This is a genomic window from Actinomycetota bacterium (assembly GCA_016700055.1).
GTDB lineage: Bacteria > Actinomycetota > Acidimicrobiia > Acidimicrobiales > Ilumatobacteraceae > Kalu-18.
In genome coordinates this window covers 3,235,031-3,261,471 of sequence record CP064997.1, presented here as the reverse complement: position 1 = coordinate 3,261,471, position 26,441 = coordinate 3,235,031, and the positions used below count along the sequence as shown (strand labels likewise).

Genomic DNA, 26,441 nt, shown 5'->3' with positions numbered 1-26,441 from the left:
CTGCTCACGCAGGCGCGAACCCTGGCGAGCCGGGTGGCTCCACGAACAGGGCCACCGCGGAGCGCAGCACCTTGTACTCGACCACCGCCGCGTCGAGCTCGTCGGGCAGCTCGTCGGCGGCGTCGATCAGGATCGCCACCCCGAACTGGTGGTCGATCGCCTCCGCCAGGTCTTCCCGGCCGAGCGCGATCAGTTCGTCGACGATCTCGCGGTGCAGCTCCGCGGAGCGCTCACGCTCTGGCGCAGTACGTGGGTCGAACCTGGCCACCTCGACCGCGTCGGAGCGCGCGGCGAACTCGGCGATCGAGCGCTCGCCGACCACCACCCACAACATCGCGGTCGCGTCGCTCTCGGACATCACCCGGTGCTCGCCCACGGCCCAGCGTGTCCACGCGTCGGTACCGACGGTGAACCCGGCACGCTCCAGCTCGAACAGCATCCCGGCGCCGGTGGCACCAAGGGCAAGGGGGTCGTGCCAGCGCAGCAAGTAGCGCGCGGCGGGGTCGAGCTGGGCGACGGCGAGCTGCGCCAGACCGGCCACCGACCGGCTGTCGGTCTCCTCCGGGGGGCGAACCCGGGTCGCGTCGACCGCGGCGCTGGCGGAGACCGCGAGGACCACGCCGAGCGCTCCGGCGGTGAGCCAGCCGCGGGCACGGCCGGAGGTGACGGCGCCGGAGCGCCACAGTGCCCACACCACGACCGCCGCGCCGAACGCCGCGATCGACCACGACCAGCGGATCAAGTAGTCGTAGAAGTCGTCCAGGATGCGCGCCGCCGAGACGGTGCCGAGCAGCGCCGCCGCTCCGGCGACGGCGAGACCTGCGCCGGCCAGCCGGTCACGCCCCCGCATGCACACCGCGATGGCGACGATCACCGCCGCGGCCACGACGAGCGTGCCGACGATGCCCGGCGTGGACGACGACGGGTCGTGCGTCGCCCCGCTGATCCAGGCCCCACCGAGGTTCAACTCGGTCGCCATCGCCCGAACCGCGGGTGAGAGGCCGACCGGCTGGGTGCATTCGTCTGCCCACCACCTCGGGTCGCAGGGGTGGGTGAGGCGCCCGATCACCCAGCCGAGGTTGCCGGTGCGGCGCACCTGCTCGTAGAGCGGCGGCAACCACATCAGCACCCCGACGGCACCGGCCCATCCGAGCGGGCGGAGTAGTCCCCGCCAGCTGAACCCCGGCCACCGCTGCCATGCGGCGACCAGCACGTACACCAGTGCTGCTGCGAGCAGGCCGTGCACGAGCACCATGTAGCCGACGTGCGCCTGGGCACAGAACGTGCCCGCGGCCACCGCGAACGGCGCCGCGCGCAGGTGCCCGCTGACGACGGCGTGGAGCAGCACGAGGAAGGCCAGGAACACGAGCACCGGGACGAACGGGTTCCACGGCGTGAGGAAGAACTGCGGGCCGAGCGCGCGCAGCAGGATCGCCGACGCGGTGGCCACCGCGAGCGCGTACGAGACGCCCCCCACGCGCCGGGCGACGAGCACCGCGGCGACGACGGCGCCGAGGTGCAGCAGGCTCGTGGCGATCATCAAGGCCGTTCCACTGCCACCGAAGAGCGTCGTCACCGGCCACAGCGCGTAGGTCATCGCCGGGCCGAGGTGCGCCCTTTGGTTCTCGATCGGTCCGAACCTGCCGGCGGCGCCGAGGAGCGGGAGGTCTTCGGGGACGTCGCGCACGGCGAGGGCGTGGTAGGCGAAGTCGCCCGTCGGGCGCCAGTCGTCGCCGGCCACGGCGACGAGACCGACGAGCAGCGGCACGGCGATCACGGCAAGCGCGACGATGTGCGGGCGCGCTCGCAACCAGGCGACGACCCGCCGGGCCGTACCGCCCGTCGGGTCGGTCACATCTGCCGTCGAAGCGGTCACGTCAGGTGGGGGGTGCCGGCGTGCCGGCGGGAGCGAGGAAGACGGCGGCCGGGAGCCGGAGCCCCACGAACTCGCCGACCGCCGCGGCGACGTCGGCGGGCAGGGGTGGCACGCTGAACACGAGCTTGGCTCCCCCGTACTGCTCGTCGAGAGCGGCCACCAGGTCGGGCCGGCCGACCTCTGGCAGGCGCCGGGTGAGCTCGGCATGGAGTTCGTCGTAGCGTGCCCGTTCTTCAGGCGTGCGTAGATCGGCGAAGGCGATCTCGGTGAACGCGGCGTCGGCGCGGAAGGCAACGATCCGCGCCCCGAGCACCACCCACAGCAGGCCGTCCGCGTCGCCTTCGTCGATCACCCGGTGAGGCAGCGCCGCGGCCGCGAACTCCTCGTCGACCCCTGCGTGGTAGCCGTCGCGCTCGAGCTGCAGCACGAGCCCGAACGGTACGCCGCCGAGCGCGACGGGGTCGTGCCACCGGGTCAAGTAGCGAGCGCCGCGCTGCAGGCCGTCGGCGACGTCGTCGTGCAGTGCGGCGACCATGCGCGAGTCGTCGATGCCCGTCATCTCCACCCGATCGGTGAACTGCACCGTCGCGAGCGCGGCGTTGAGCACGAGGACACCGGACAGGGCGAGCAACGCGGGCGCGCGCAGCTTGGCCCGTGTCGTCGCGGACGCGGCTCGCCACAGCGTCCACAGCGAGCCGGCGAGGAGCAAGGAGGTGAGGATCCAGAACCAGCGGATCGTGTACTCCAGGTACGACCCGAAGATGCGCACGATGGACAGCGCGCCGAGGACGAGTGCGGTGGCGAACACCGCGTGGAGGTGCAACGCCGATCGGTCGCGACGCTTCCACGCGACCGCGACGGCGAGAGCCCACAGCGCGAGCGTCACCGCCGCACCGGCGAGGTTGCGCTCGATGAGCGCCGGCCCGGTGAGCCACGGCCCGAGCACGCTCAGTTCGGAGCCGAAGACCTTCGCCGCTACTGAGCGCTCGATCAGCGCTTCGTCGGGCGACGCGAAGTGCTGGTAGAGGATCGACATGTTGCCCGGTGTGCGGGTGAGCTGGTCGACGACCGGGCCGAGCCACATCACCCCCGCGGCGAGCAGGCCAAACCCGAGCGGTTTGACCAGCGTCGCCAGGTGGCGCTGCCGAGCAGCGCGGACGACGATCCACGCCGTTGCCGCGCCACCGAGGCCGAGCACCAGCACGAGGTAGCCGACGTGGCAGTGGACGCAGTGGATGCCGGCGACGGTGGCGGCGACGAGCCACCACGGCGACCTGTCGAGCGTGGCCCAGATCGCGAGCAGGAACAGCGCGAACGGGAACACCGCGAACCACGGGTTCCAGGGCTCGAGGAAGAACGCCGGTCCGCTCGACCGGCTGACGAGCGCGAACGCGACCGCGCCCCCGAGCATCAATGCCGCACCGCCGAGGTGACGGGCGAGGCGCAAGGTGAGCAGCACCGTGACGGTGTGCACCGAGAGCGCAGCCGCGATCAGCGCCGTGCTCGTTCGCCCGAACAGCGCATACACGGGGTACATCGCCAGCCACAGTGACGGCCCCGGGTGTGAGCCCTGCACGCCCGCGTCGCTGACGATCCGCCCGGCTGCGCCGACGAGTGGGGGGTGGGCCCAGAAGCCGCGGACGTGCAGCTCGGCCTGGGCCATGTCGCCGGTCGGGTACCACTGCTCGGAGAGCACGCTGACGAACGCGGCGCAAGCGGGGAGCACGACGATCGCGGTCAGGACGGCGGCCGAGCTCCACGGCGGCCAGCTGGAGGGCCGCAGGAACGAGAACCGCGCGGCTTCGCGTGCGGGGCCGTCGCCCGCGCCGGGCGCGGCGTCCTCGGTCATGGCGGGCGCAGCCTACCGCCAGGCACCGCGGGGTGTCAGGGAACGACCGCGGCGATGGTGCGCGCGACGCGCTCGCCTCCGGCCGTAGTGAGCGCTCCGGACTCGTCGCGCACCGTGACCGTTCCTGCCGGCGTGCAGTCGTCCCACCATTGGCACGAGAGTTCAGGCGCGCCCTCGGTGCCGAGCAACGGCGTCGGGTCGGCGACGATCCACTCCGTGCCGGTGCGCACGACGTCTTGCACCGCTGCCGGCTGGCCCAACCCCTGCGGCCCCGGTTGCACGACGAGCACCAGCGCCGCGGGCGACAGGCGGCCGGCCAGGCCCTCCCAAGCAGCGCCCCCGGCGGCCATCTCCGGGCAGTCGGGGTCGTCACCGCGCACGGAGAGCACGACCACCTCGGGGTCGAGGCGCTCGATCGCGGCCTGCGCAGCATCGATGGCCGAGCACCACGACGGCGCGCCGTCGACCGACTCGACGGACAGCCCCCGCTGCCGGAGCCGGCGCTCGATCGGATCGCGGGCCTCGGCGAGCTGACCGTCGCCGACGACGACGACATCGGTGCGGGCCGGATCGCGCGCGAGCGACGGCCACCACCACCACAAGACGACCCCGAGCACGACGACAGCGACGGCGAGCGAACGCCGATGCTCGATCACCCAGGCGACGATCCGCCCCGTTCGGTCGGACGAGCTGGCGCTGGCGGGGTCCGACATGGCGGAGGGATTGTAGCGACGGCCTGGGCCGGCGTGTCCGCCGCCGAGACCGCTCCGGCCGGGTCCTGCCCCGCCGCGCGGAGGCGAGACCACTAACCTTCGCCGTTCGTGACCCCGAGCGCCGCGCCCGCAACAACGGCGCGCTCAAACGCCGTCGCCGTGCGCCTGATCGCTCTCGTCGCAGCCTGCGCGGTGCTGCTCGTGGTGCACTACGCGGGCGTTTTGTCGAGCGGTGTCGACGACGGCGCCGGGGGGCGGCTGCTCGGCCGGCTCGACGCCGGGGCGGTCGTCATCCTCGCCGTCGCGGGATACCTGCTGAACAGGCGCCCGGCGCAGGCTCACCTGAGCGGTGCGCCCGCCCCGCCAAGCGTGCGGCCGGTGGTGCGCTTCCTCGGGCGCGCCGCCCCGTGGTGGTGGCTCGCGGTCGCCTTCGCCGTCGTCGTGTCGCCCGTCGCGCTCGGGCCGCGTCGCCTGCTCGTCAGCGCGCTCTTCGGGCGCCATCCCGGCTCCACCGGTCCGCTCCCCGGGTTGTCGATCGGCTGGGTCGTGTCGATCGTGCTCGTCGCGGTCGTGCTGTGGCCTCTCTGGACGAGGGTCGTGCGCCGGCTCCCGCTGCGCACCGCGCTGGCGCGTGAGCTGGTCGGTGCGGGGCTGCTCTTCGCCTGCGGGCTCGGCTGGCAGCTCCTTGCCGTCGTCACGGACCGCACCGCGGCTTTCGGGATGCGCAGCCTGGTGCCCGGGCATCTCGACGCACTGGCCGTCGGCGCGGCGCTGGCCGCGCTTGCCCAGGCGGGACTGCTCGAGCGGCGCCACCAGCGCCTCGCGGTGGCCGCGGCCGCGGCCACGTTCGCCCTGATGCTGGTGCTCGTGCCCGGCGGGGTGACGGGGATCGGTAGGGGCGCGATGCTCCTCGACCACGCCGGCGACCTGGTGCTCGCCGCGGCCTTGGTGGCGGCCGTGGCGACAGCTACGAACTCCCGGCCGTCGGCACCCAGCCGTTGGCTGGCCGTGCTCGCCCCCGGGTTGGTGCTCTTCGGCGAATCGTCGCTGCATCTGCTGGCGCGCCAGCACCGCGAGCGGGTCGTCGAGCTCGACGGGGTGCCGTTCCTCGTCGGGCCGACGCTGACCCTGGTGCTGTGGTCGCTGCTCCTCGCGGCCTCCATCGCCGCGTTCGGCGCGTGGGCCATCGACCGTTCGGTCGACCGCTTGCTCCACGGTCGAGTCGCGCCGTGGCGGCCGGCAAGCTTCGCGGCTGCCGTGGCCGGTGTGGCCGGTGCGGGCTTCACCTGGCGGGTGATCGCCTGGCTGACGATCGCCCCCGAGCGCACCGACGGCGGGGATCCGCTCTTCTACCACTCTGCCGCGAACCTGTTCGCGCAGGGTCGGGGATGGCCCGAGCCCCTGAACTGGATCGCTTACGGGCGCACCATCCCGAGCGCGCTCCACGGGCCTGGGTACCCGCTCTACCTGTCGATCACGTCACGGCTCGGCGGCACCTCGTACGTAGACCACAAGCTGGCGTCGATCCTCGCGGGGTCGTTGCTCGTGGTCGTCGTCGCGCTGGTCGGGCGACGCGTGGGCGGGCCGCGGGTCGGCGTCGTCGCGGCCGTGCTCGCTGCTGCCTACCCGAACCTGTGGATCATCGACGGGGTGCTGTTCCCGGAGGGCCTGTTCGCGCTGCTCACCACGACCGGCATCCTTCTCGCCTACCGCTGGCGGGACACGCATCGCTCGGCGACGGCGCTCGCCCTCGGGCTGTCCATCGGGGCCGCCGCGCTGGTGCGCGGCGAGGGCTTGTTCCTCGTCGTGCTGCTCGCCATCCCCTGGCTGATGCTCGACCGCGGCATCGATCTGCGCACTCGTCTGCGCCACGCCGTGCTCGCCGTGGTCGGGACGGTGGCGATGGCGGGGCCGTGGCTCGTGTACAACATCCCCCGCTTCGAGGTGCTGGTGCCGCTGTCGACGAACGGCAACGAACTCCACGTCTACTCGAACTGCGACGACACCTACAGCGGCAAGTTCCTCGGCTTCTGGCTGTTCGAGTGCCAGGAGCGGATCCGCCGGGTGGAAGGCGATCCGCCCGGCGACGAGGCGGAGCGAGCGCTCGCCTGGCGCGAGGTGGGCTTCGACTACGCGCGGGCGCACGCCACCGAGCTGCCGAAGGTGGTCGCCGCGCGCCTCGGGCGCCAATGGGAGCTGTTCCGACCGTTCCAGAACGTCGAGTTCGCGGCGATCGAGGGCCGCAACACCACCGCCGCCGGTTGGGGCCTGGCGATGTACTACGGCCTCGCCACCGCGGCGATCGCCGGAGCGGTGATGCTTCGCCGAAGACGGGTCGCGCTGTGGCCCCTCGGGGCACAGATCGTCGGTGTCACCATCACCGCCGCGTACGCGTACGGCACGACGCGCTTTCGGGCCCCTGCCGAACCGGTGCTGTGCATCCTCGCCGCGGTCGCGCTGGTGCCCCTCGGAGCCGCCGTCGCCCGGCGCCTCTCCCCCCGGCAGGGCGTCGTTCCGGTCGGCGGCGAAGACGCGTTCGTGCGCGGCGCCCGCGGCTCGACCTCGCGCGGCCGGCGACGATCCGCGGCCGCCCTCGGCGCCCTCGCCGTCGTGGTGGCCCTTCCTCTGCGCGGGCTGTACCGCCAGCCGGGCTCGACGATGGAGGAGGGCTTCATGCTCACCTTCCCCGAGCGGGTGCTGCGCGGCGACGTCCCAAACGTCGACTTCTTGCACCTCTACGGACCCGGGTCGCTCGACGTGCTCGCCGGCGTCTACCAGGTGTTCGGCGTGCGTCTGGAGGTGGAGCGCACCTACGGGCTGGTGCAGCACCTGGCGATCATCCTCGGCGTCTACACCATCGTGCGCGCCTGGGGCAGAGGCGCGGCCTTCGCCGCCGCGGCCCTTTCCGCCCTGCTCGTGCTCACCCCGATCGGGCTGTCGGCTCTCGCCTGGAACGGAGCGGTGGCGCTCGCCCTGTGGAGCACCATCTGCGCGCTCCGTGCGGTAGCGCGCGAACCCGACGACCCCGCCGTGTCCAGGCGCTGGTGGCTCGGCGCCGGGGTGCTGGCCGGGCTCGCGCTCACCTACCGCCCCGACCTCGCGGTGGCTCTCGTCGTCGCCCTCGGCTACCTGCTCTGGCGGCGGCGCCGAGCATGGGCACCGGTCGCGCTCGGCGCCGCCGTGGGGCTGTTGGCGATGCTCGTGCACCTGGTCAGGGCGGGCATCGGCCCGTCGGTCGAGGGCATGCTCCTCGACCCCGTGTTCAACCTGCGCCCCGGTCGCCAGCTGCCCCGTCCACCGTCGTTCGACCACCTCGACGGTGCGCTGCAGGTGATCGGCGAGCGCATCCCGCCCTGGTGGGGACTCCCCCACCTACCGGCCAGCCAGCAGCTCTTCTGGTGGTTCTTCCTCCTTCCCGCGGTGACCGCCGGGGTGCTCGCGGTGGCGGTGTGGGCCCACCGCCGCGGCGACGCCGTCGGGCGCACCCGGGTGCTCGTCGCGGCCGCGCTGCTCGCCACCGGACTGCTGCCCCAGGCGCTGCAACGTCCGGACTCCGCGCACTTCGCCTGGGTCGGATGCCTTTCGTTCCCGCTCGCCGTGCCGGCGATGATCGAAGTCATCGCGCGTCGGCGACCCTCATGGCACCGCCTGGTGAGGGTGGGTACGGCCTTCGCCGTGGTCGCCGCCACGTACCTCGCCGTGTTCCCCTTCTACAGCTACCGCACGTACCTGGCCCACACCCGCGCCAGCCTCGGGCTGGTGGACGCGGGGTTGGAGGTGCGCCGCGGCGAGCGCAGCTGGCTGCTCGGCGACGAGCGCTCGTGGCGGGCGACGAAGGCGGTCGTCGCCGACCTCGACGAGCTGGCCACACCGGGCGAGCGCCTGCTCGTCGGGCCGGTCGATCTGCGCCAGACCGCGTACAGCGACGTCTTCTTCTACTACCTGTTCCCGGAGCTGGAGCCGGCCACGTACTTCATCGAGATGGACCCCGGCCTGGCCAACGCCCCCGGTTCGCGGCTCACGCAGGACGTCGCGTCGGCGGACTGGCTGATCCTCACCCGGTTCTGGAGCGGCTGGATCGAGGACAACGACTCGATCGTGTTCGGCCCCGACGACGCGAACGTGGTCGTCGAGGAGCAGTTCTGCCTGGTGCGCTCTTACGAGCGTGACCTCGTCAGGCTCTACCAGCGTTGCCCCGGTGGTGGTGCCCCCGGGCCGTACGAGGGCCCTTACGACCCGACCGTCGACTATGCGGTCGAGGTGGCCGTGCCGGTGCCGCCGCGCTCGGACGGCACTCACCCGCCCGGCTCGCCGGCGGCTCCTTAGGAGCCCGCGGGCTGCGTCAGAACGGCAGGCGGCGCCAAACGGCCGACGGTAGGTGGCGGAACACCACGAACACCGCCCGCAGCACGCCCGGTGTCCACACGACACGGCTCCGCCGGCGCAGGCCCCGCTCCACGGCAGCAGCCACGTCGTCCGGGTTCGTCGAGAACGGAGCCGGCTTCAGCCCCTCGGTCATCTTCGAGACGACGAAGCCGGGACGCACGATCATCACCCGCACGCCGGATCCGGCGAGGGCGTCGCCGAGACCCTGGGCGAACCCGTCGAGGCCAGCTTTGGCCGAGCCGTAGACGAAGTTCGCCTTGCGGACGCGCTCGCCGGCGACCGAGGACAGCACGACGATCGTGCCGTGTCCCTGGCGGCGCATCTGCGCCGCGAGCGCGAGCCCGAGCGAGACGGCGCCGGTGTAGTTGACGGTGACCTGAGCGGCGGCGGTGGCCGGGTCGGTGTCGATGCCCTGACCATGACCGAGCACGCCGAACGCGAGAACTGCGAGGTCGATGTCGCCGAGTGCCTTCGCGACCGAGGCGACGAGGTCGGCGTGGGTGGCGCTGTCGGCGGCGTCGAAGGTGAAGTCGTGGGTCGTCGCGCCCCGGGCGGCCAGCAGCTCGGCCAGTCCGGCGGCAGCGTCGGGTTCCCGAGCGGCGAGGGCTACACGGGTGTCACGGCGGTGAACGAGGCGCGCGACGATCGCCTGGCCGATGTCGCTCGTCGCGCCGAACAGCGCGATCGTGCCCGGATCTCCGAATGCGTCCTGCACGTCAGCCGACCAGCTCGAGACGGCGGGCGAGATCGGAGGTGAACAGCCCGGTGGGGTCGGCCTTGTCGCGCACCTGTCGCCACTCGGGCAGGCGTGGATAGCCGCGGCGGATGTCGGCCGCGGTCAGGTGGGAGTCCTTGGCCAGGTAGTGACGTCCTCCGGCGCCGAGCACCAGCTCGTCCAGTTCGGGCAGCAGCCGGCCGATCCCGGCCCGGGCCGCGGGGATGTCGAGGGTGAGCGTCCAGCCCGGCATCGGGAACGAGAGCGGGGCAGCGTTGGCCTCGCCGAAGCGCTTCAACACGGCGAGGAACGACGACGCGCCGGAGTTCGCGAGGCGCTCGACGACGTGGCGCAAGACGTCGTCGGCGGCGAAGGGCACGACGAACTGGTACTGCAGGAAGCCGTGGCGCCCGTACAGCCGGTTCCAGCTGGTCACGGCGTCGAGGGGGTGGAAGAAGCTGCCGATCGACTGCACCGAGGTGCTGCGGTTCGCCGGCGCCTTGCGGTACCACACCTCGTTGAAGGCCCGTACGGACCATCTGCTGAGCATCCCGTCGGGCACGAGCGGGGGGACGCCCGCAAGCACCCGCGGGTGGTAGGCGAACGGCTCGGCCGACTTGGCGAGGTCGGCGCGGCCCGCGTGGTCGGCACGGGTGAGCACCGAGCGGCCGAGGTGCCTGCCGGTGGCGACGAGGTCGATCCAGGCCACCGAGTAGCGGTGGTCGGCGTCGCCCTCGGCCATCGCGGCGCAGACGGCGTCGAGGTCTGGACACCGTTGCGTGTCGACGAGCATCCGGCTCGTCTCGATGCGCAGTACCCGCAAGGTGACCTGCAGCACCACGCCGGTGAGCCCCATGCCCCCGATCGTGGCCCAGAAGAGCTCGGGCTGGACGGACGGGGAGATGTCGGTGGCCGTGCCGTCGGCGAGCAGCAGCCGCATCGACTCGATGTGGTTGCCGAGGCTGCCGTCGACGTGATGGTTCTTGCCGTGGATGTCAGAGGCCACCGCTCCACCGAGGGTCACGAGGCGGGTCCCGGGAGTGACCGGCACGAACCAACCCGCGGGCACGAGCACCTTCAACAGGGTGTCGATGCTCACGCTCGCCGGCGCGGTGACGGTTCCCGCCTGCTCGTCGATGACGATCTCGCCCACGGCTCGTGACCCGTCGTCGGCGATCTCGATCACCAGGCCGCCGCCGTTCTGGGACGGCGCCCCGTACGAGCGGCCGAGCCCTCGCGCGATCACACCGCGCTCGCCGGCCATCGTCAGCGCCTCACGGATGGAGGCCTCGTCGGAGGCGCTGACCACCTGGGCGACCGTCGGCGCGGTGCGTCCCCACCCGGTGAGTGCTCGCCACTCAGGCGCCGGCGCAGAGCTGGGCGGGGGCGCGGCGGAGGAAGGCGATTCGGCGGGCAGGGCAGCCATGGCGGGCCAAGCCTACCGCCCGGCACCGCACCGAGCCCGGTACCGCGGCGCTGCTCGTATGCTCGGCGGCCGTGCCCGATTCGAGCGCCGCGGGGCGAGTCCAGCACTACGCCGAGGAGCTGATCGCGCTCGGTGTGCGCAGGATCCACTCGATGTCCTGGCGAGACCTCGACGACCCCGACGCAGGCGGGTCCGAGGTGCATCACGACCAGGTGTTCCGGCGCTGGGCGGCGGCCGGGCTGGAGATCTCCCACCGCAGCTCGACCGCAAGTCGTCCGCGCCGGCTCGTCCGCGAGGGCTACCGCATCGAGCAACGGGGCAGCCGGTACGGCGTGTTCCCGCGCACCATCGCCGGCGAGGTGCTCCACCGCGCCGGCCCCCGTGACGCGGTGGTCGAGATCTGGAACGGGGTGCCGTGGTTCTCGCCGCTCTGGCACCGCGGGCCGCAGGTGACCTGGTTGCACCATGTGCACGGCGCGATGTGGGATCAGGTGCTGCCGGGGCCGCTGGCCGGATTCGGGCGCATGCTGGAGAGCCGGCTCGCCCCCCCGGCCTACAGGCGCACCCCCGTGGTCACGCTGACCGAGGCCTCACGCGACGAGCTCGTCCACGCCGGCTTCCCCGCGCGCAACGTCCATGTCGTCCCCCCCGGCATAGACGCGTCGTTCAGTCCCGCGCCGGCGGGCGAGGCGAGCGTCCCGGCGCCGCCGTTCGTGGTCGCCGCCGGCCGTCTCGCACCGGTGAAGCGGTTCGAGCTGGTGCTGGAAGCGGTTGCCGACGCCCGCACGCGGGTGCCCGAGCTGGAGCTGGTGGTGATCGGCGAAGGTCCCGAGCGCGCTCGCCTGGAACGCTGGATCGCCGAACGCCGCGCCGCCGATTGGGCGCGGTTGGCCGGCTGGGTCAGCCACGAGGAGCTGGTCCGGCTCTACCGGCGGGCGACCCTCGTCGTCAGCGCTTCGCTGGCGGAGGGCTGGGGGATGACGCTCACCGAGGCCGGTGCCTGTGCCACGCCGGCGGTGGCCACCGACCTCGTCGGGCACCGCGGCGCAGTGGTCGACGGCGTCACCGGCCTGCTCGTGCCTGGGCCGGGCGACCTCGGCCGAGCAGTAGCTGATCTGGTCGTCGACGAGCAGCGCCGCACGGCGATGGGACGCGCGGCGTCGGCGCGCGCAGCTCAGCTCACCTGGGACCGCGCGGCGGCCGGCAACCTCGCCGTCCTGCTCGCCGAGGCCCGCGGCGCGGTCAGCCGACGTAGACCCCGAGCGCGAAGGTGACCATCCACACCACGCCGAGGCCCTGCAGCGTGCGGTCGGCGAGGAAGACCTCCTCCGGTGCTCCCCCGTGGCCCTGCTCCAGCACCAGCAGGTAGCGCAGCAGGGCGGCGAGCATCGGCACGATCGACAGCTCGTAGAACGGCCAGGTCGAGCCGCTCAGCTCCTTCGTGTCGAACGCCCAGATGCAGTAGGCGACGAGCGCCGCGCCACACGTCACCGACAGCACGATGCGCAGGTAGCCGAGGCTGTACTGGTCGAGAGTGGCCCGGGTGGAGCCGGCCTCTTCGCCCATGTCGCGCAGCTCGGCGTAGCGCTTGCCGGTGACGATGAACAGCGACCCGAACGTGGTGCACAGCACGAACCAGGTGCTCATGTCGACCGAGGTCGCAGCCGCACCGCCGACCGCGCGCAGCACGAATCCACTGGCGACGGCGACGAGATCGAGCACGGCGATGTGCTTCCACACCGTGCTGTAGGTGAGGGTCAGCGCGACGTAGACGACGACGGTCACGCCAGCCTTCCAGCCGGGCACGAACGCGAGGCCGATGCCGGCGGCGAGCAGCAGCGTGCCGACGGGGCGGGCTACGCCGAGGGGCACCACACCAGCCGCGATCGGGCGGCGGCGCTTGGTGGGGTGGGCACGATCGGCCTCGACGTCGAGCAGGTCGTTCCAGAAGTACGTGCCGCTGGCCGCCAGGCAGAAGGCGGCGAACATCACGACCACTCGCCAGAGCTGGTCACCGTTGTCGAGGACGCCCGCCGCGCCGGGCGCGGCGAAGACGAGCACGTTCTTCGCCCACTGCTTGGGACGCGCCTCGCGCCACAGCCCGCGGATCATCGAACGCTCACCTCCGGGGCCGCGCTCAGCGTCGGGCGCCCGACGCGCACCGGATGGTCGGCCATCGCCAGCATCTCGTCGTCGCCCGCGGAGTCACCGTAGGCCCACAGCGTGGCCGTGCGTCCCGTCGCGGCCTCGTGCCCGGCGAGCCACTCGGTCAGGCGCCGGGCCTTCTCGGCGCCACGGCAGTTGTCGCCGACGAGGCGTCCCGTGCAGCGCCCGCCGCCGTCCACTTCGAGCGTCGAGCACAGCACGGCGCCGAGCCCGAGGGAACGGGCGAGCGGTTCGAGGTACGCGTCGAGCGACGCGGAGACGAGCACCACCGCGTGGCCCCGCGACTGGTGCCAGCGCATCCGGTCGGTGGTGTCGGCGCGCAGCCGATCGGCCTCGATCACGCGCGCCCAGCGCTCGCCTGCCGTCGCCACCTCGGCGTGATCCCGGTCTTCGAACGCAGCGGATATGGCGAGCTCCTTCACGGCGTCGCGGTCGCGCCGCGCGAGTGCTCCGGCCAGCGCGCCGGCTCTCCTCAGCATCCCGAGCACGAAGCCCGGCCCGGCCACGCGCCACAAGAAGGGAACCACTGAGTCCCTGGTGGTAAGTGTGCCGTCGACGTCGAAGGCGGCGACGACGGGCGGTTCGTCCGGAGCTGGCATGGGATCGCCGGAGGCTAGCCGTGGCCCGCTTCGCCGGCTCGTTCGGCCTGGTCGCTCTGGTCGCTCTGGTCGCTCTGGCCATCGCGGGCCAGCCGCGCGAGCACCTCCCACCACTGTGGCCAGCTCTTCGACACCACCGCCGGATCCTCCACCACCACACCGGGCACGACGAGGCCGACCAGGGAGAGCGCCATCGCCAGACGATGGTCGTGGTGCGTGCCGACCCGCCCGCCGTGCAGGTCAGCCGGGCGGATCACCATCCCGTCGTCTTCCTCCGCCGCATCGGCCCCGAGCGCGGTGAGCTCCGCGACGAGATCCCCCAAACGGTCGCTCTCCTTCTGGCGGATGAACCCGACACCGGTGATGCGCGTAGGCGACGTCGCGAACGCGGCGACCACCGCGAGCGTCGGCACCAGGTCGGAGAGGTCGGCCATGTCGACCGACTCGATCCCCCGCAAGGTGCCGGCCGGGTCGCGGGAGACCGTCGTCGCTCCCGCGTCGACGGTGACCGAACAACCCATCATGGCGAGCAGCCCGGCGAAACGCGCGTCACCCTGCAGCGACTCGGTGCCGAGCCCCGGCACGCTCACCCGCCCGCCACAGATCGCCGCCGCGGCGAGCGGATACGAGGCCGACGAGGCGTCGGGCTCGACATTGAGCTCGCCCGCCGAATAGCCGCCGGGCTCGACGCGCACCGCGTGCTCGCCGACGGCGATGCCGCGCGCCCCGAACTCGGCCATCACCGCCGCCGTTATCGCCACATAGGGCCGCGACACGAGCGGCGAGGTGAGCTCGATCGTGAGTCCGCGCTCGAGCAGCGGCGCGATCAGCATCAACGCCGTCACGTACTGGCTGCTCACGTCCCCGGGCAGGGCGACCGTGCCGCCGCGAAGCCCACCACGGCCGACGCGCACCGGCAGGTGGCCCTGGCGCTCGAGTGGTCGGACCTCGGCGCCGAGCGCAGAGAGGGCATCGTGCAACGGCGCCATCGGGCGGGTGCGCAGGGGTGGGTCGCCGTCGACGGTGACCGTCCCCGGGGCGAGCGCCCCGACGGCGGTGAGGAACCGCGACGTGGTCCCTGCCAGGCGGGCGGCCACGAGGTGGTCCCCCGGCGCGAGCCGACCGCCCGTACCGTGCACGGCGGCGCAGGTGCCGTCGAGGGTGATGCGCACGCCGAGGCTGGCCAGCCCGGAGACCATCGCCGCGGTGTCGTCGCCGGCGGGTACGCCGAAGAGGGTGCTGGTGCCGCTTGCGAGGGCCGCGCAGACGAGCGCCCGGTTGGCGATCGACTTCGAGCCAGGCACCTCGACCCGGGCGTCGAGCACTCGTTCGCGAGGAGTGACGCCGGTTGTTGGGCGCGACCCGGCCATCGCTCAGCCGAGTCGCTCGACGGCGGGCCGAAAGCCGCGGGCGAGAAGTCCACCGCGGAACAGCTCCGACGCTTCGGCATCGACGAGCACCACCGCCACGCCGCGGTTGCCCTCCGCCGAGTGGACCACCTCGAACGTGGTGATGTTGACGCCGAGCTCGGCGGCGAGCGTGAACACCTCGGCCGCGGCACCCGGCCGGTCGGGAATCGGGATCCGCACCTCTGCCAGGCGTGCCGGCTGCGTCGCCCTCCCGGGAAGGTTGGCGCGGGCTTCGCGCGCCGACTGCAGGCGGTCGAGCAGGCGGGCCCGTTCGTCGTCGGCCACCAGCCCGCGGATCTCGCGGAGGCGGGCGAGCAGCCCGTCGAGGGCGACGAGGATCGCGTCGCGGTTCTCGGCGCAGATGTCGATCCAGATCGCGGGATGGCCCGCAGCGATGCGCGTCATGTCGCGGAACCCGCCGGCGGCCAGGCGCAGCAGCGCGGCGTGTTCCTCGGCTCGCTCCGAGGCGAGGCCCATCAGCGTCGCCGCGGTGAGGTGCGGGACGTGGCTGACGACGGCGACGAGCTCGTCGTGGCGGCCCGGGTCGAGGGCGACCACCTCGGCGCCCAGCTCGGCGGCGACGGCGGCCACCGTGGCGAACGTCGCGTCGGCCGTGGACGCCGTCGGCGTCAACACCCACACCGCGCCGCCGAACAGGCTCGCGTCGGCACCGTCGAGGCCCTCCAGCTCGGAGCCGGCCATCGGGTGACCACCGACGAAGCGGGGGTCGTCGACCGCGGAGACGATCGGGCGCTTGACGCTGCCGACGTCGGTGACCACGCCGACGGTCTCGGCCAGCGCGCGCTTGACCTGCTCGGGCACCGCCAGCACCGGCACCGCGACCACCGTCAGCTCCGCCGCGGGGTCGAGGCCGCGCTCGTGGACGACGTCGAGCTCCAGTGCCTGGGCAAGGCGGGCGGGATCGGTGTCGTCGCCGGTGACGTGCCAGCCGCGTTCGGCCAGCCCGAGCGCCACCGAGGCGCCGATCAGCCCGAGGCCGACGACGTTCGCCCGGCGGGCAGGCGCAGCGGGTTGGCCTGATGCGCTCATCGTGGCCGATCGTACCGAGGGGTCTCCGTGGCCACGGCCTTGATCAGCGCGACGAGCTCGCGCTCGTCCAGGTGGCGCCAGGCGCCGGGGGCCAGATCGGAGTCGCGCAGGGGCCCGATGCGCGTGCGCGCGAGCCTCTTCACCGGGTGCCCGACGGCCGCGCACATCCGGCGCACCTGGCGGTTGCGACCTTCGTGGATCGCGATCCGCAGCACCCCTGCCGTCGGCTGGCTGACCGCGGCCGCAGCGGTGACACCGTCTTCCAGCTCGACCCCCTCACGCAGGCGCCGCAGTGCCCCGGGTCGCACCTGGCCGCCCTCGACCTCGGCCAGGTACTCCTTCACCACCCCGTGGCGGGGATGCGCGACGCGGTTGGCGAGCTCGCCGTCGTTGGTGAGCAGCAGCAGCCCCTCGGTGTCGAGATCGAGCCGGCCGACGGGGAACACCCGCGGCTCGGCGGGGACCAGCTCCAGCACGGTCGGGCGCCGCTGCGGGTCGCTCGCCGTCGTCACCACGCCGGCGGGCTTGTTGAGCAGGTAGTACACGAGCCCCGGACGGACGCCTACCGGTACGCCGTCGAGCTCGATCCGGTCGGCCTCGACGTCGACGCGGCGCCCGAGCAGGGCCGTTTCGCCGTTGACGCTCACCCGGCCGGCCTCGATGAGGTCTTCGCAGACCCGCCTCGACCCGAATCCGTGCCGGGCCAGCACCTTCTGCAATCGCTCGCCGGAGGGCAGTTCCGCCGACCGCGCGGCGAGCTGTTCCCAAAGCGGTGGTTCGACCGCACGCGGCGGGCGGCGGCGCTCAGTCATCTCGGGCCGCGGTGCCCGATGCCGGTTCCGCGCCCGGCGGGGGTTCCGCCGGGGTGATCCGCAGACCGTGCTCGAGCGCCTCGACGACGTCGGCGCCGGGCACGAACTCGGCGATCGGGGGCAGGTCGTTCACCGAGTCAAGGCCCAGCTTCTCCAAGAACGCGGAGGTGGTGCCCCACATCACCGCCTGACCCGGGCCCGGATCTCGGCCGACCTGGTCGACGTAGCCGCGCGCTTGCAGGGTGCGCAGGACGGCGTCGGGGTCAACGCCGCGGATCGAGGCGATCTGGGCGCGTGACAGCGGTTGCTTGTAGGCGACGATGGCGAGCGTCTCGAGTGCCGCCGCCGAGAGTCGGGCACGCTGGCCGTCGAGGACGAACCGTTCGACATACGGCGCCATGTCGGGGTGCGTCTGGAAGCGGTAGCCACCCGCCACGCGCACGAGCTGGAAGCCGCGCCCCTCTGCCTCGTAAGACGCCGCCAACTCGTCGAGAACACCCGCGAGAGCGTTGGTGGGCAACTCGAGCAACTGCGCCATCTGCTCGGGGGGGACCGGTTCGGTGGCGACGAGCAGCATCGCCTCACACGCCCGACGAACGTCGGTGGTCCTCGTGTCGTCGGTGTCCATGGCTCAGCCCTCGTAGTCGTCGATGGCGAAGCTGCCGACGGCCACCGGTTCGCGCTCGCCGGTCCACTCGATCTCGATGTCCCCGAACCGCTCGGCTTGGACGAGCTCGATCAGCCCCTGCTTGAACAGCTCGAGCAGCGCCAAGAAGCGCACGATCACCTCGAGGCGCTCGACGAGGCCGGAGGTGAGCCGGTGGAACGAGATGTGCCGCACCCGGGGCAGCTCGTCGAGCAGCTCCGTCACCGCGTCGGCGACGCTCGCGCGCACCGCCGAGACGTGGAACAGGTCTACGCGCGGCACCGGCTTGGGGGTCAGCGCACGCCGCATCGCGGCGGCGAGCTGCGCCGGGGTCACGCCCTCGAGCAGGTCGGGCTGCAGCGCCGCGAAGCGCTCGTCGGGCCCGGCGAGACGCGGGAACGAGCGGTCGGCCGCGTCGGCGAGCCGGGCGAACACGGTGGCGACGTCCTTGAACGTCTTGCATTCGAGCAGCCGGGCGAGCAGCAGGTCACGCTCCTCCCACAGCGCGAGCTCCTCGTCGAGCTCGACGTCGTCGCGCCCGGGCAGCAACCGCCGCGCCTTCAGTTCGACGAGCGTCGACGCGATGAGCAAGAACTCGGTCGCCAGCTCGAGATCGATCGACTGCAGGCGCTCCATCTCGACGAGGTAGACGTCGACGATCGTGGCCAGGTTGACCTCGTAGATGTCCACCTGCTGGCGCAGGATCAGATGCAACAACAGGTCGAACGGGCCCTCGAACACGGGGGTGCTGACCTCGATCGCCATCGGCGCGAGGCTACCGAACCCCCCGGCCGCCGGCGCGGCTCCCCCGCTAGCCTGCCCGGGCGTGACCCGAGTGCTGTCGTGCATCCAACCTACGGGCGCCGTTCATCTCGGCAACTACCTCGGAGCGATGCGCGGGTGGGTCGCGAAGCAGCACGAGGTCGACGCGTTCCACGGCATCGTCGACCTGCACGCGCTCACCGTCACCGACGAGCCCGACGTCATCGGCGCAGCCACGGTCGACCTCGCCGCGTTGCTCTTCGCCTGCGGGCTCGACCCAGAGGTGGCCACCGTTTTCGTGCAGAGCCACGTCCCCGAGCACTGCCAGCTGGCGTGGGTGATGGAGTGCACGGTGTCGTTCGGCGAGCTGAGCAGGATGACCCAGTTCAAGGACAAGGCCGCTCGCCGTGGCGAGGGAGCCGACTTCGTCTCAGCGGGGCTGTTCACCTACCCCGCGCTGATGGCGGCCGACATCTTGATCTACGACGCCGACGAGGTGCCCGTCGGTGACGACCAGCGCCAGCACGTCGAGGTCACCCGCGACATCGCCATCCGTTTCAACCACCGCTTCGGCGAGACCTTCGTCGTGCCCCGCGCGGTCATGCCCCCGGCCGGGGCGCGGGTGATGGACCTGCAAGAGCCGCTGGCGAAGATGTCGAAGTCCTCGACCAGCGACGCGGGCACCGTCCACCTGCTCGACGATCCGGCGGTGATCCTGAAGAAGTTCAAGCGGGCGGTCACCGACTCCGAAGCAGAGGTGCGCTACGACCGTGAGCGCAAGCCCGGCGTGTCCAACCTGCTCGAGATCCTTGCGGCGTCCACCGGGCGCACTCCCCAGGCCGCCGCGCAGGGTTACACCCAGTACGGGCCGCTGAAGGTCGACACTGGCGAGGCCGTCGCCGAGCTGTTGCGCCCGGTCCGTGAGCGCTACGCCGAGCTGACCGCCGACCGCGCCGAGCTGGCCCGGTTGCTGCACGTCGGTGCGGCGAAGGCGCGTGAGGTGGCGTCTGCCACGGTCGAGCGCACCTACGACCACATCGGTCTCCTCGGCGCCTGACCACCGGGCCCCGCTCCGCCGGCGCCGCCGGCGCATGAGCTAGATGTCGTCGGCTGAGCCGAGCGCCTCCAACATCGCCGCCTCGGCGGTGCCCGCGACGAGCGCGACGGTGGTCGGGTCGCTGCCTGCCGCCGCGCATGCCGCGGCACCGATGCGTTCGTGGTCGTGGTACGACCGCATACGCCGCCCGCGGGGCCCGACCACGGTAGCGACGACGCGGCCGGCCACGCCGAGGTCGCTGTCCAACTTGCCGACGTCGTGCAGCAGCACTCCGGCCATCTCGGCGCGGCTGGCGCCCGGCCGGCGGGCCTCGTACCGGCGGGCGACCTCGATCGCGTGACGCCGGTCGTGGTTGCGCATCTGCACCCAGAGCTCCTCTTCTGCTGCGAGCAGGTGCTCTTTCGCCCAGACCTCGTCCTCTACGGCGGGCGGGCGACGCGACAGGGAGGTGAAGAACCGGCGGGCGAGGTGCACGACGCGGCGCGCCGCGTTCGGCGCGGCGGTGGGTGCGGACGCCATCACGTGCCCCGGCTGACGCCCGCGCGGGGGTGCGCTGCCCGGTATGCCTCGACCAGGCGCTCCTGCGACACCTTCGTGTACACCTGGGTGGTGCTGATCGAGGCGTGCCCGAGCAGCTCTTGCACCACGCGCAGGTCGGCACCGTGGTCGAGCAGATGCGTCGCGCACGAATGGCGCAGGACGTGTGGTGACAGCGACTCCCCCAGCCCGCACCGCTCTCCGTAGTGCTTGACGATCGCCCAACCGCCCTGGCGACTCAGGCGGGCGCCGCGGCGATTCAAGAACAACGACTCGGCGTCGTCCCGGCGAGCCCACCGAGCCGGTGCAAGGGCCGGACGTCCGACCTGCAGCCACTCTCCGATCGCCTCGCGGGCGCATCGCCCGAGGGGCACCATCCGCTCCTTGGAACCCTTGCCGAACACGCGGGCGAACCCCTCTTGCAGGTCGACGTCGGCGAGCGTGAGCTGGCAGGCCTCCGATATCCGCGCGCCGGTGCCGTAGAGCAACTCGAGCAGCGCCCGGTCGCGCAGGGCGACGGGGTCGCTACCGACGACCGCCGCCAGCAGGCGGTCCACATCGGCCTCGGAAAGCGGCTTGGGCAGCCCGGAGGGCACCGCCACCCCAGCCAGATCAGCGGTCGGGTCGTCGGGGCGGCGACCTTCTTCGACCATGAACCGGTGCAGCATGCGCACCGCGGCGAGCATGCGGGCGATGCTGGCGGGTGCCGACCCGGCCTCTCGACGGGCGACGACGAGCCCCTCGACGTCCGCGCGGGATACGTCGTGCAGGCTCCGTCCGTGCTCGGCGAGCCACCTCGCATACGTCCCGAGGTCGCGGCGATAGGCGGTGATCGTGTTCGTCGACCGGCCCCGCTCCACCGCGAGCCAGGCGCAGAGGTCGTCCACCTCGTCGGGCACCTCTCCCGCCTCGGGCACTTCAGGCGCCCGGGGCATCGCCGTCGTTCAGACGGCGCTCGGTGAGCAGCAAGGCGATGACGGTCTTCGCGTCGGCGATCTCGCCTCGCGTCACCATCGCGAGCGCCTCGGCGAGCGGAACGTGGAGGATCTCCATGCTCGCCTCCTCCGGGCCCTGCGTGCTGCGCTCGGTGGGCGACAGGTCGGTGGCGAGGAAGATCGCCACCGTGCTGTCGGTCATCCCCGCCGCGGGCATCACCTCGCCCAACAGCTCCAGCTCGGCCGCGTGCAGACCGACTTCCTCGATCAACTCCCGGCGGGCGGTATCGCGGTCGGGTTCGCCGGGTACGTCGCGCACCCCGGCGGGAACCTCGACCAGCCAGCGGTCGAAGGCCGGGCGGTATTGGCGTACGAGCACCACCGACGGCGTGCCCTCGGCGTCGAACAGCACCGGTACGGCGGCAACCGCGCCCCGGGAGCGCACCACGTCGCGCGAGAAGGCGCCGCCATCGGGAGCGACGAAGTTCGCGACGACCACGTTCCAGATGTGACCCTCGTGGATCACGCGGTCGCCGAGGTGGCGGAACCCGCCCACCGGCTGGGTCAGGCCACCGACTCGTGGACCGCGCTCACCGGCGCGCGCACGGCGTCGGCGACGGCGGCCACAGCGGTCGTCGAGCGCTGCTGCTCGCGGCGGGCGAGGGCGGCCGCGAGCAACTCGCGGAACAGCGGATGCGGCCGGTCGGGGCGGCTCTTGAACTCCGGGTGGGCCTGGGTGCCCACCCAGAAGGGGTGGTCGGCGAGCTCGACGAACTCGACCAGACGCTTGTCCGGAGACGTTCCACAGCACACGAACCCGGCGGCCTCGAAGCGGTTGCGGTACGTGGAGTTGAACTCGTAGCGGTGCCGGTGGCGCTCGCTGACGACCGGCTCGCCGTAGGCCGCGGCCACCTTGGTACCGGTCTGGAGCACGGCGTAATACGCGCCGAGGCGCATCGTGCCGCCCTTGTCGGTGATGTCGCGCTGGTCGATCATCAGATCGATCACCGGGTGCGGGGTCGTCGGGTCGAACTCGGTCGAGTTCGCGCCGGCCAGCCCGAGCACGTTGCGCGCGAACTCGATCGTCATCACCTGCATGCCGAGGCAGAGCCCGAGACACGGCAGGCCCACCTCGCGGGCGTAGCCGGCAGCGGCGATCTTGCCTTCGACGCCGCGTACCCCGAACCCGCCGGGGATCACCATGCCGTCCAGGCCGGACAGGCGCCCGGCGGCGAGCAGGCCCTCCACCTCCTCGGCTTGGATCCAGTCGATCTCGACCCCGGCCCCGTGGTGGAAGCCGGCGTGCTTCAGGCTCTCCACCACCGACAGGTAGGCGTCTTGCAGCTCCACGTACTTGCCGATCAGGCCGATCCGCACCGGGCGTACGGCAGCGTCGACCTTGGCGACGACCGCCTCCCACGGAGCGAGGTCGATCGGGTGATCGAGCGACAGCACGTCGCAGACGACGTCGTCGAGCCCGCCTTCGTGCAGGATCAGCGGCAGCTCGTAGATGTTGCGGGCATCGGCCGCGTTGATCACCGCACGCTCTTCCACGTCGCACAGGTTGGAGATCTTGCGCTTCAGGTTCGAGCTGAGCGGTTCCTCGCTGCGGCACACGATCACGTCGGGCTGGATGCCGCGGCTGCGCAGCTCGGTCACCGAGTGCTGAGTGGGCTTGGTCTTCTGCTCGCCGGAGGGTCCGATGAACGGCACGAGGGTGACGTGGATGTAGCAGACGTTGTCGCGCCCGGCCTCCTTGCGGAACTGGCGGATCGCCTCGAGGAAGGGGAGGATCTCGATGTCGCCGACGGTTCCGCCGACCTCGGTGATCACGATGTCGACGTCGTCGGTGGCAAGGCGCTTGATGCGGCGCTTGATCTCGTCGGTGATGTGCGGGATCACCTGCACCGTGCGCCCCAGGTAGTCGCCGCGGCGCTCGGCGGCGAGGACGGCCTGGTAGATGCTGCCCGTGGTCGCATTGGAGTTGCGGGAGAGGTTCTCGTCGATGAACCGCTCGTAGTGCCCGAGATCGAGGTCGGTCTCGCCGCCGTCGTCGGTGACGAAGACCTCGCCGTGTTCGAACGGGTTCATCGTTCCCGGGTCGACGTTGATGTACGGGTCGAGCTTTTGCATCGTCACCCGCAGCCCGCGCAACTTGAGCAGACGACCGAGCGACGACGCGGTGAGACCCTTGCCGAGCGAGCTGGCCACTCCTCCGGTCACGAAGATGTGCTTCGGCATTGGGGTGACCTCCCGTCACGCGAACTGATGACGGGAGAACACCATACCCCGTCATCTGCCCCGCGGGGGGATGCCTGCGCTCAGCCCGGCGGGCGTCTACCCGATTCGTCCGAGCGGAGCATGGTGACCAGCTCCTCCGCGTGGCGGCGGGCGGTCTCGCTCTCGCCGTGCCCGCTCAGCATCCGGGCCAGCTCCCCCAGGCGGGCCGACCCGTCGACGGCAGCGGCGGTCGAGGTGGTCGAGTCGTCGCTCTCGTGCTTGGTGACGACGACTTGATGGTCGGCCCCTGCTGCCACCTGGGCCAGGTGGGTGACGACGAGCACCTGGTGACGGCTGCCGAGGCGGGCGAGGGAGCGTCCGACGGCCAGCGCCGCGGCCCCGCCGATGCCGGCGTCGACCTCGTCGAAGACGAGGGTGTGGGGGGCCTCGGTCAGCACCAAGCGCAAGGCGAGCATCGCGCGGGCCAGCTCGCCTCCCGACGCGGCTCGGGCGAGCGCCAGCATCGGCGAGCCTGGGTTGGCCGCGAGGCGGAAGGAGACCTCGTCGGCCGGGTCATCGCCGCCGACGGCGACCTCGACCCGTGCATGGGGCATGGCCAGCTCCTGCAGGTGAGCCTCGACGGCTGCGGCAAGAGCCGGTGCTCCGCGCCGGCGGGCCTCGGCGACGATCCTCGCTTCCCGGCGCTCGCTCGCCGCTGCCTCGGCGCGCTCGCCCTCCAGCGCACGCGCCCGCTCCTCGTAGGACTCCAGCTCGGCCAGGCGCCGTCGCGAGTCCACGTGGAACGCGAGTACCTCGTCGAGGCCCTCGCCGTACTTGCGGCACAGATCGCGCAGCAGCTGACGGCGCTGGCGAACGCTTTCGAGACGAACGGGATCCTCCTCGATGGCTTCCGCGGCGGCGCGCAGCTCGCTCGCCGCGTCGTGCACCTCGGCCGCCAGGGCATGCAAACGCTCTGCGGCGCCCGAGAGCGCGCCGCGACCGGAGAGCTGGGTCAGGGCCTGGCCGAGCCGATCACCGGCGCCGTCGTCGTCGGCGAGCAGCATCGCCGCAGCTTGCGCCGCGCCACGGTGGGCGGCTGCATCGGCGAGCAGGTCCTCTGCCTGTTCCAGGCGGTGGTCCTCGTCGGCATCGTCGATCGCGGCCGCGTCGAGCTCGGCGACCTGGAAGCGCAGCAGGTCGATCTCTCGCGCCCTCGCCCGCTCGTCTCCGCCGAGCGAGGCAAGGGCGGCGTCGATCTCGGTCAGGCGACCTCGCGCCGCGCGCAGCGGATCGAGCTCGACCCCCGCCGCCGCGTCCAGCGACCGGCGCTGCACCGCGGCGCTCAGCAGCCGCTGGTGCTCGTGCTGGCCGTGAAGCTCGACCAGCCCCGCGCCGATCTCGGCCAGGCCGGCCACGGTCACCAGGCGCCCGTTGACGTACGAGCGCGAGCGACCCTCGATCGGAACGACGCGGCTCAGCACCAGCTCGTCGCCGTCGTGCTCGAAGCGGCCTTCGACGCGCGCTTCGGTGGCCCCGCTGCGCACCCGAGTCGGGTCCGCCCTGCCGCCGAGCAAGAGCTGCACGGCTTCGACGAGCATCGTCTTGCCTGCGCCGGTCTCGCCGGTGAACACCGTCAGGCCGTCGTGCAGCACGAGGTCGAGCCGCTCGACCACGCCGAGGTCTTCGATGTGCAGTTCGGCGAGCATCGTCTAGCGGTCCCCGAGCTGGAACTTCGCCTTCAGGATCTGGTGGAAGCGGCTGGGGCCGAAACGGGCGAACAGCGCCTCCTCGGGGGCGACGCGGCAACGCACGGTGTCGCCTTCGCGCAGTGTGGCCACCCGTTGGCCGTCGACGGCCAGATCGACAGCTCGGTGGCCGAGCACCTCCACCTCGGCGGGCTCGTCGGGATCGAGCACGAGCGACCTGTCGAAGAGCTGGTGCGGAGAGACCGGGGTGATCAGAACGGCGCGGTGCCGGGGCGAGACCACCGGGCCGCGTGCGGAGAGCGAATAGGCGGTCGATCCGGTCGGGGTGGCCACGATCAACCCGTCCGCCTGATAGGTGGTGAACGGCTCGCCGTCGATGTGCAGCCGTAGCCGCACGGTGTGGCCGGCTTCGCGCTTTTCGAGCGAGGCTTCGTTCAGCGCCCGGTTCGGCCCTTCGACGCTGCCGTCGGCACGCAACACGTCGACGGCGAGCATCATCCGCGGCTCCACCTGTACGTCGCCCGCGAAGAAGCGGGCCAGTGCGTCGTTCAGCTGGGCGGGTTCCACCTCGGTGAGGTAGCCGAGCACTCCGACGTTGACGCCGATCACCGGGATCGGTGCCCCGTCGAGGAGGGCGACGGTGCGCAGCATGGTGCCGTCGCCGCCGATGCTGACCGCGAGGTCGAGCGATCGCAGGTCGACGGCTGCGTCGACTGGCTCGTGCCCGTTCGAGCGGAGCCAGCTCGCGGCGAGCTCCATCAGCTCGGTCGCCGCGGGGCGCTCGTGGTGACCGACGAGCAAGACGGTGCTCACTGCGCCCGCACCCCGGGGACTTCGGCGTAGACCAAGAACTCACGGTTGCCCTCGCCTCCGAGCAGCGGCGAGGGCATCCACGCCCTCACCTGCGCGCCGGCTGCCTCGAGGGCGGCCGCCACCGAGGCGCAGGCCTGCTCGTGCACCTCCGGGTCGGTGATCACCCCACGTCCGCGCGAAACCTCGCGTCGTCCGGCCTCGAACTGCGGTTTGACGAGCAACACCAGGATGCCTCCGCTCTTGCAGACGCCGACGAGGTTGGGCACGACGAGCGACAACGAGATGAAGGACAGGTCGGCGACGACGGTATCCACCGGCCCGCCGATGTCGTCGACCGTGAGATGGCGGGCGTTGAACCGTTCGATCACATGAACACGCTCGTCGTCGCGAATGCGCGGGTGGAGCTGGCCGTGACCGACGTCGAGGGCGACGACTGCGGATGCGCCGTGCTGCAACAGGCAATCCGTGAACCCGCCCGTCGACGCCCCGGCGTCGAGCGCGCGGCAACCGGAGACGTCGAGCGCGAAGCCGACGAGTGCGGCTTCGAGCTTTTCCCCGCCGCGGCTCACGTAGCGCGCCGCGCGGCCTTCGACCGCGAGGTTGTCGGCGGGGTCGACCAGCCTCGCCGGTTTGAGGGCAGGCGCCCCGTTCACGAGGACACGCTGGGCATCGATCACCGCCAGCGCGTCACCACGGCTGGCGACGAGACCCCGCCTGACGAGCTCGGTGTCGAGGCGCCGCCGCCTGGTCACTGCCAGACCTGG

General features: G+C 72.3%; 22 protein-coding genes. 3 read left to right on the top strand and 19 right to left on the bottom strand.

What is annotated here, in order from left to right; genetic code table 11:
• Window positions 1-4: 4 nt before the first annotated feature.
• From IPM43_15735 to IPM43_15725, 3 genes are read right to left on the bottom strand one after another with little or no spacing between them, the layout of a single operon-like run.
• Window positions 5-1,876 carry a hypothetical protein gene (locus tag IPM43_15735; protein ID QQS24802.1) on the bottom strand — a complete coding sequence of 624 codons (1,872 nt, stop codon included), beginning with the start codon at window positions 1,874-1,876 and terminating at the stop codon, window positions 5-7.
• 1 nt (window position 1,877) lies between these two features.
• The gene (locus IPM43_15730; GenBank protein ID QQS24801.1) at window positions 1,878-3,725 is read right to left on the bottom strand and encodes a hypothetical protein; all 1,848 of its coding nucleotides are present in this window, start codon (window positions 3,723-3,725) and stop codon (window positions 1,878-1,880) included.
• 35 nt (window positions 3,726-3,760) lie between these two features.
• Window positions 3,761-4,438, bottom strand: coding sequence for a hypothetical protein (locus IPM43_15725; protein ID QQS24800.1), 678 nt, complete (start codon window positions 4,436-4,438; stop codon window positions 3,761-3,763).
• A 108-nt stretch (window positions 4,439-4,546) separates the two neighbouring features.
• Between IPM43_15725 and IPM43_15720 the strand changes: the two genes are divergently transcribed.
• Window positions 4,547-8,764 carry a glycosyltransferase family 39 protein gene (locus tag IPM43_15720; GenBank protein ID QQS24799.1) on the top strand — a complete coding sequence of 1,406 codons (4,218 nt, stop codon included), beginning with the start codon at window positions 4,547-4,549 and terminating at the stop codon, window positions 8,762-8,764.
• 16 nt (window positions 8,765-8,780) lie between these two features.
• On the opposite strand, the gene IPM43_15715 is transcribed toward IPM43_15720, so the two are convergent.
• Window positions 8,781-9,539, bottom strand: coding sequence for a decaprenylphospho-beta-D-erythro-pentofuranosid-2-ulose 2-reductase (locus IPM43_15715; protein ID QQS24798.1), 759 nt, complete (start codon window positions 9,537-9,539; stop codon window positions 8,781-8,783).
• A gap of 1 nt (window position 9,540) precedes the next feature.
• Window positions 9,541-10,965, bottom strand: coding sequence for an FAD-binding oxidoreductase (locus IPM43_15710; protein ID QQS24797.1), 1,425 nt, complete (start codon window positions 10,963-10,965; stop codon window positions 9,541-9,543).
• 71 nt (window positions 10,966-11,036) lie between these two features.
• On the opposite strand from IPM43_15710, the gene IPM43_15705 reads away from it, so the two are divergent.
• Window positions 11,037-12,239 (top strand): glycosyltransferase family 4 protein, encoded by a 1,203-nt coding sequence (locus tag IPM43_15705; GenBank protein QQS24796.1) that lies wholly within the window; start codon window positions 11,037-11,039, stop codon window positions 12,237-12,239.
• Here the strand turns inward: IPM43_15705 and IPM43_15700 are convergent.
• From IPM43_15700 to IPM43_15670, 7 genes are read right to left on the bottom strand one after another with little or no spacing between them, the layout of a single operon-like run.
• Complete coding sequence (locus IPM43_15700) at window positions 12,208-13,077, bottom strand: decaprenyl-phosphate phosphoribosyltransferase (protein QQS24795.1); 870 nt, start codon at window positions 13,075-13,077, stop codon at window positions 12,208-12,210. The genes IPM43_15705 and IPM43_15700 overlap by 32 nt on opposite strands.
• The gene (locus IPM43_15695; protein ID QQS24794.1) at window positions 13,074-13,730 is read right to left on the bottom strand and encodes an HAD-IB family hydrolase; all 657 of its coding nucleotides are present in this window, start codon (window positions 13,728-13,730) and stop codon (window positions 13,074-13,076) included. Before IPM43_15695 ends, IPM43_15700 begins: the two co-directional genes overlap by 4 nt.
• Before the next feature lie 14 nt (window positions 13,731-13,744).
• The gene (aroA, locus tag IPM43_15690) at window positions 13,745-15,100 is read right to left on the bottom strand and encodes a 3-phosphoshikimate 1-carboxyvinyltransferase (protein ID QQS24793.1); all 1,356 of its coding nucleotides are present in this window, start codon (window positions 15,098-15,100) and stop codon (window positions 13,745-13,747) included.
• Window positions 15,101-15,103: 3 nt separating this feature from the next.
• Window positions 15,104-16,189, bottom strand: coding sequence for a prephenate dehydrogenase/arogenate dehydrogenase family protein (locus IPM43_15685; protein ID QQS24792.1), 1,086 nt, complete (start codon window positions 16,187-16,189; stop codon window positions 15,104-15,106).
• Window positions 16,186-17,001 (bottom strand): rRNA pseudouridine synthase, encoded by an 816-nt coding sequence (locus tag IPM43_15680; GenBank protein ID QQS24791.1) that lies wholly within the window; start codon window positions 16,999-17,001, stop codon window positions 16,186-16,188. The genes IPM43_15685 and IPM43_15680 overlap by 4 nt, the downstream gene beginning before the upstream one ends.
• A complete protein-coding gene (gene scpB / locus IPM43_15675) occupies window positions 16,994-17,629 on the bottom strand; it encodes an SMC-Scp complex subunit ScpB (protein QQS24790.1) in 636 nt (211 codons plus the stop codon). The genes IPM43_15680 and scpB overlap by 8 nt, the downstream gene beginning before the upstream one ends.
• Before the next feature lie 3 nt (window positions 17,630-17,632).
• Window positions 17,633-18,412, bottom strand: a complete 780-nt coding sequence (locus IPM43_15670) for a segregation/condensation protein A (protein ID QQS24789.1) — start codon at window positions 18,410-18,412, stop codon at window positions 17,633-17,635.
• A gap of 61 nt (window positions 18,413-18,473) precedes the next feature.
• Between IPM43_15670 and trpS the strand changes: the two genes are divergently transcribed.
• Window positions 18,474-19,466, top strand: coding sequence for a tryptophan--tRNA ligase (gene trpS / locus IPM43_15665; protein ID QQS24788.1), 993 nt, complete (start codon window positions 18,474-18,476; stop codon window positions 19,464-19,466).
• Window positions 19,467-19,505: 39 nt separating this feature from the next.
• On the opposite strand, the gene IPM43_15660 is transcribed toward trpS, so the two are convergent.
• The 7 genes from IPM43_15660 to IPM43_15630 form a co-directional block, all read right to left on the bottom strand.
• Complete coding sequence (locus IPM43_15660) at window positions 19,506-19,985, bottom strand: hypothetical protein (protein ID QQS24787.1); 480 nt, start codon at window positions 19,983-19,985, stop codon at window positions 19,506-19,508.
• Window positions 19,985-20,938 (bottom strand): site-specific tyrosine recombinase XerD, encoded by a 954-nt coding sequence (xerD, locus tag IPM43_15655; protein QQS24786.1) that lies wholly within the window; start codon window positions 20,936-20,938, stop codon window positions 19,985-19,987. The genes IPM43_15660 and xerD overlap by 1 nt, the downstream gene beginning before the upstream one ends.
• Entirely contained in the window at window positions 20,922-21,494 is a 573-nt protein-coding gene (locus tag IPM43_15650) for an NUDIX hydrolase (protein ID QQS24785.1), read from the bottom strand. Before IPM43_15650 ends, xerD begins: the two co-directional genes overlap by 17 nt.
• An 8-nt stretch (window positions 21,495-21,502) precedes the next feature.
• The gene (locus IPM43_15645; protein QQS24784.1) at window positions 21,503-23,179 is read right to left on the bottom strand and encodes a CTP synthase; all 1,677 of its coding nucleotides are present in this window, start codon (window positions 23,177-23,179) and stop codon (window positions 21,503-21,505) included.
• A gap of 80 nt (window positions 23,180-23,259) precedes the next feature.
• Window positions 23,260-24,864, bottom strand: coding sequence for a DNA repair protein RecN (gene recN, locus IPM43_15640; GenBank protein QQS24783.1), 1,605 nt, complete (start codon window positions 24,862-24,864; stop codon window positions 23,260-23,262).
• 3 nt (window positions 24,865-24,867) lie between these two features.
• A complete protein-coding gene (locus IPM43_15635) occupies window positions 24,868-25,677 on the bottom strand; it encodes an NAD(+)/NADH kinase (GenBank protein QQS24782.1) in 810 nt (269 codons plus the stop codon).
• The gene (locus tag IPM43_15630; protein QQS24781.1) at window positions 25,674-26,429 is read right to left on the bottom strand and encodes a TlyA family RNA methyltransferase; all 756 of its coding nucleotides are present in this window, start codon (window positions 26,427-26,429) and stop codon (window positions 25,674-25,676) included. The genes IPM43_15635 and IPM43_15630 overlap by 4 nt, the downstream gene beginning before the upstream one ends.
• Window positions 26,430-26,441 lie beyond the last annotated feature (12 nt).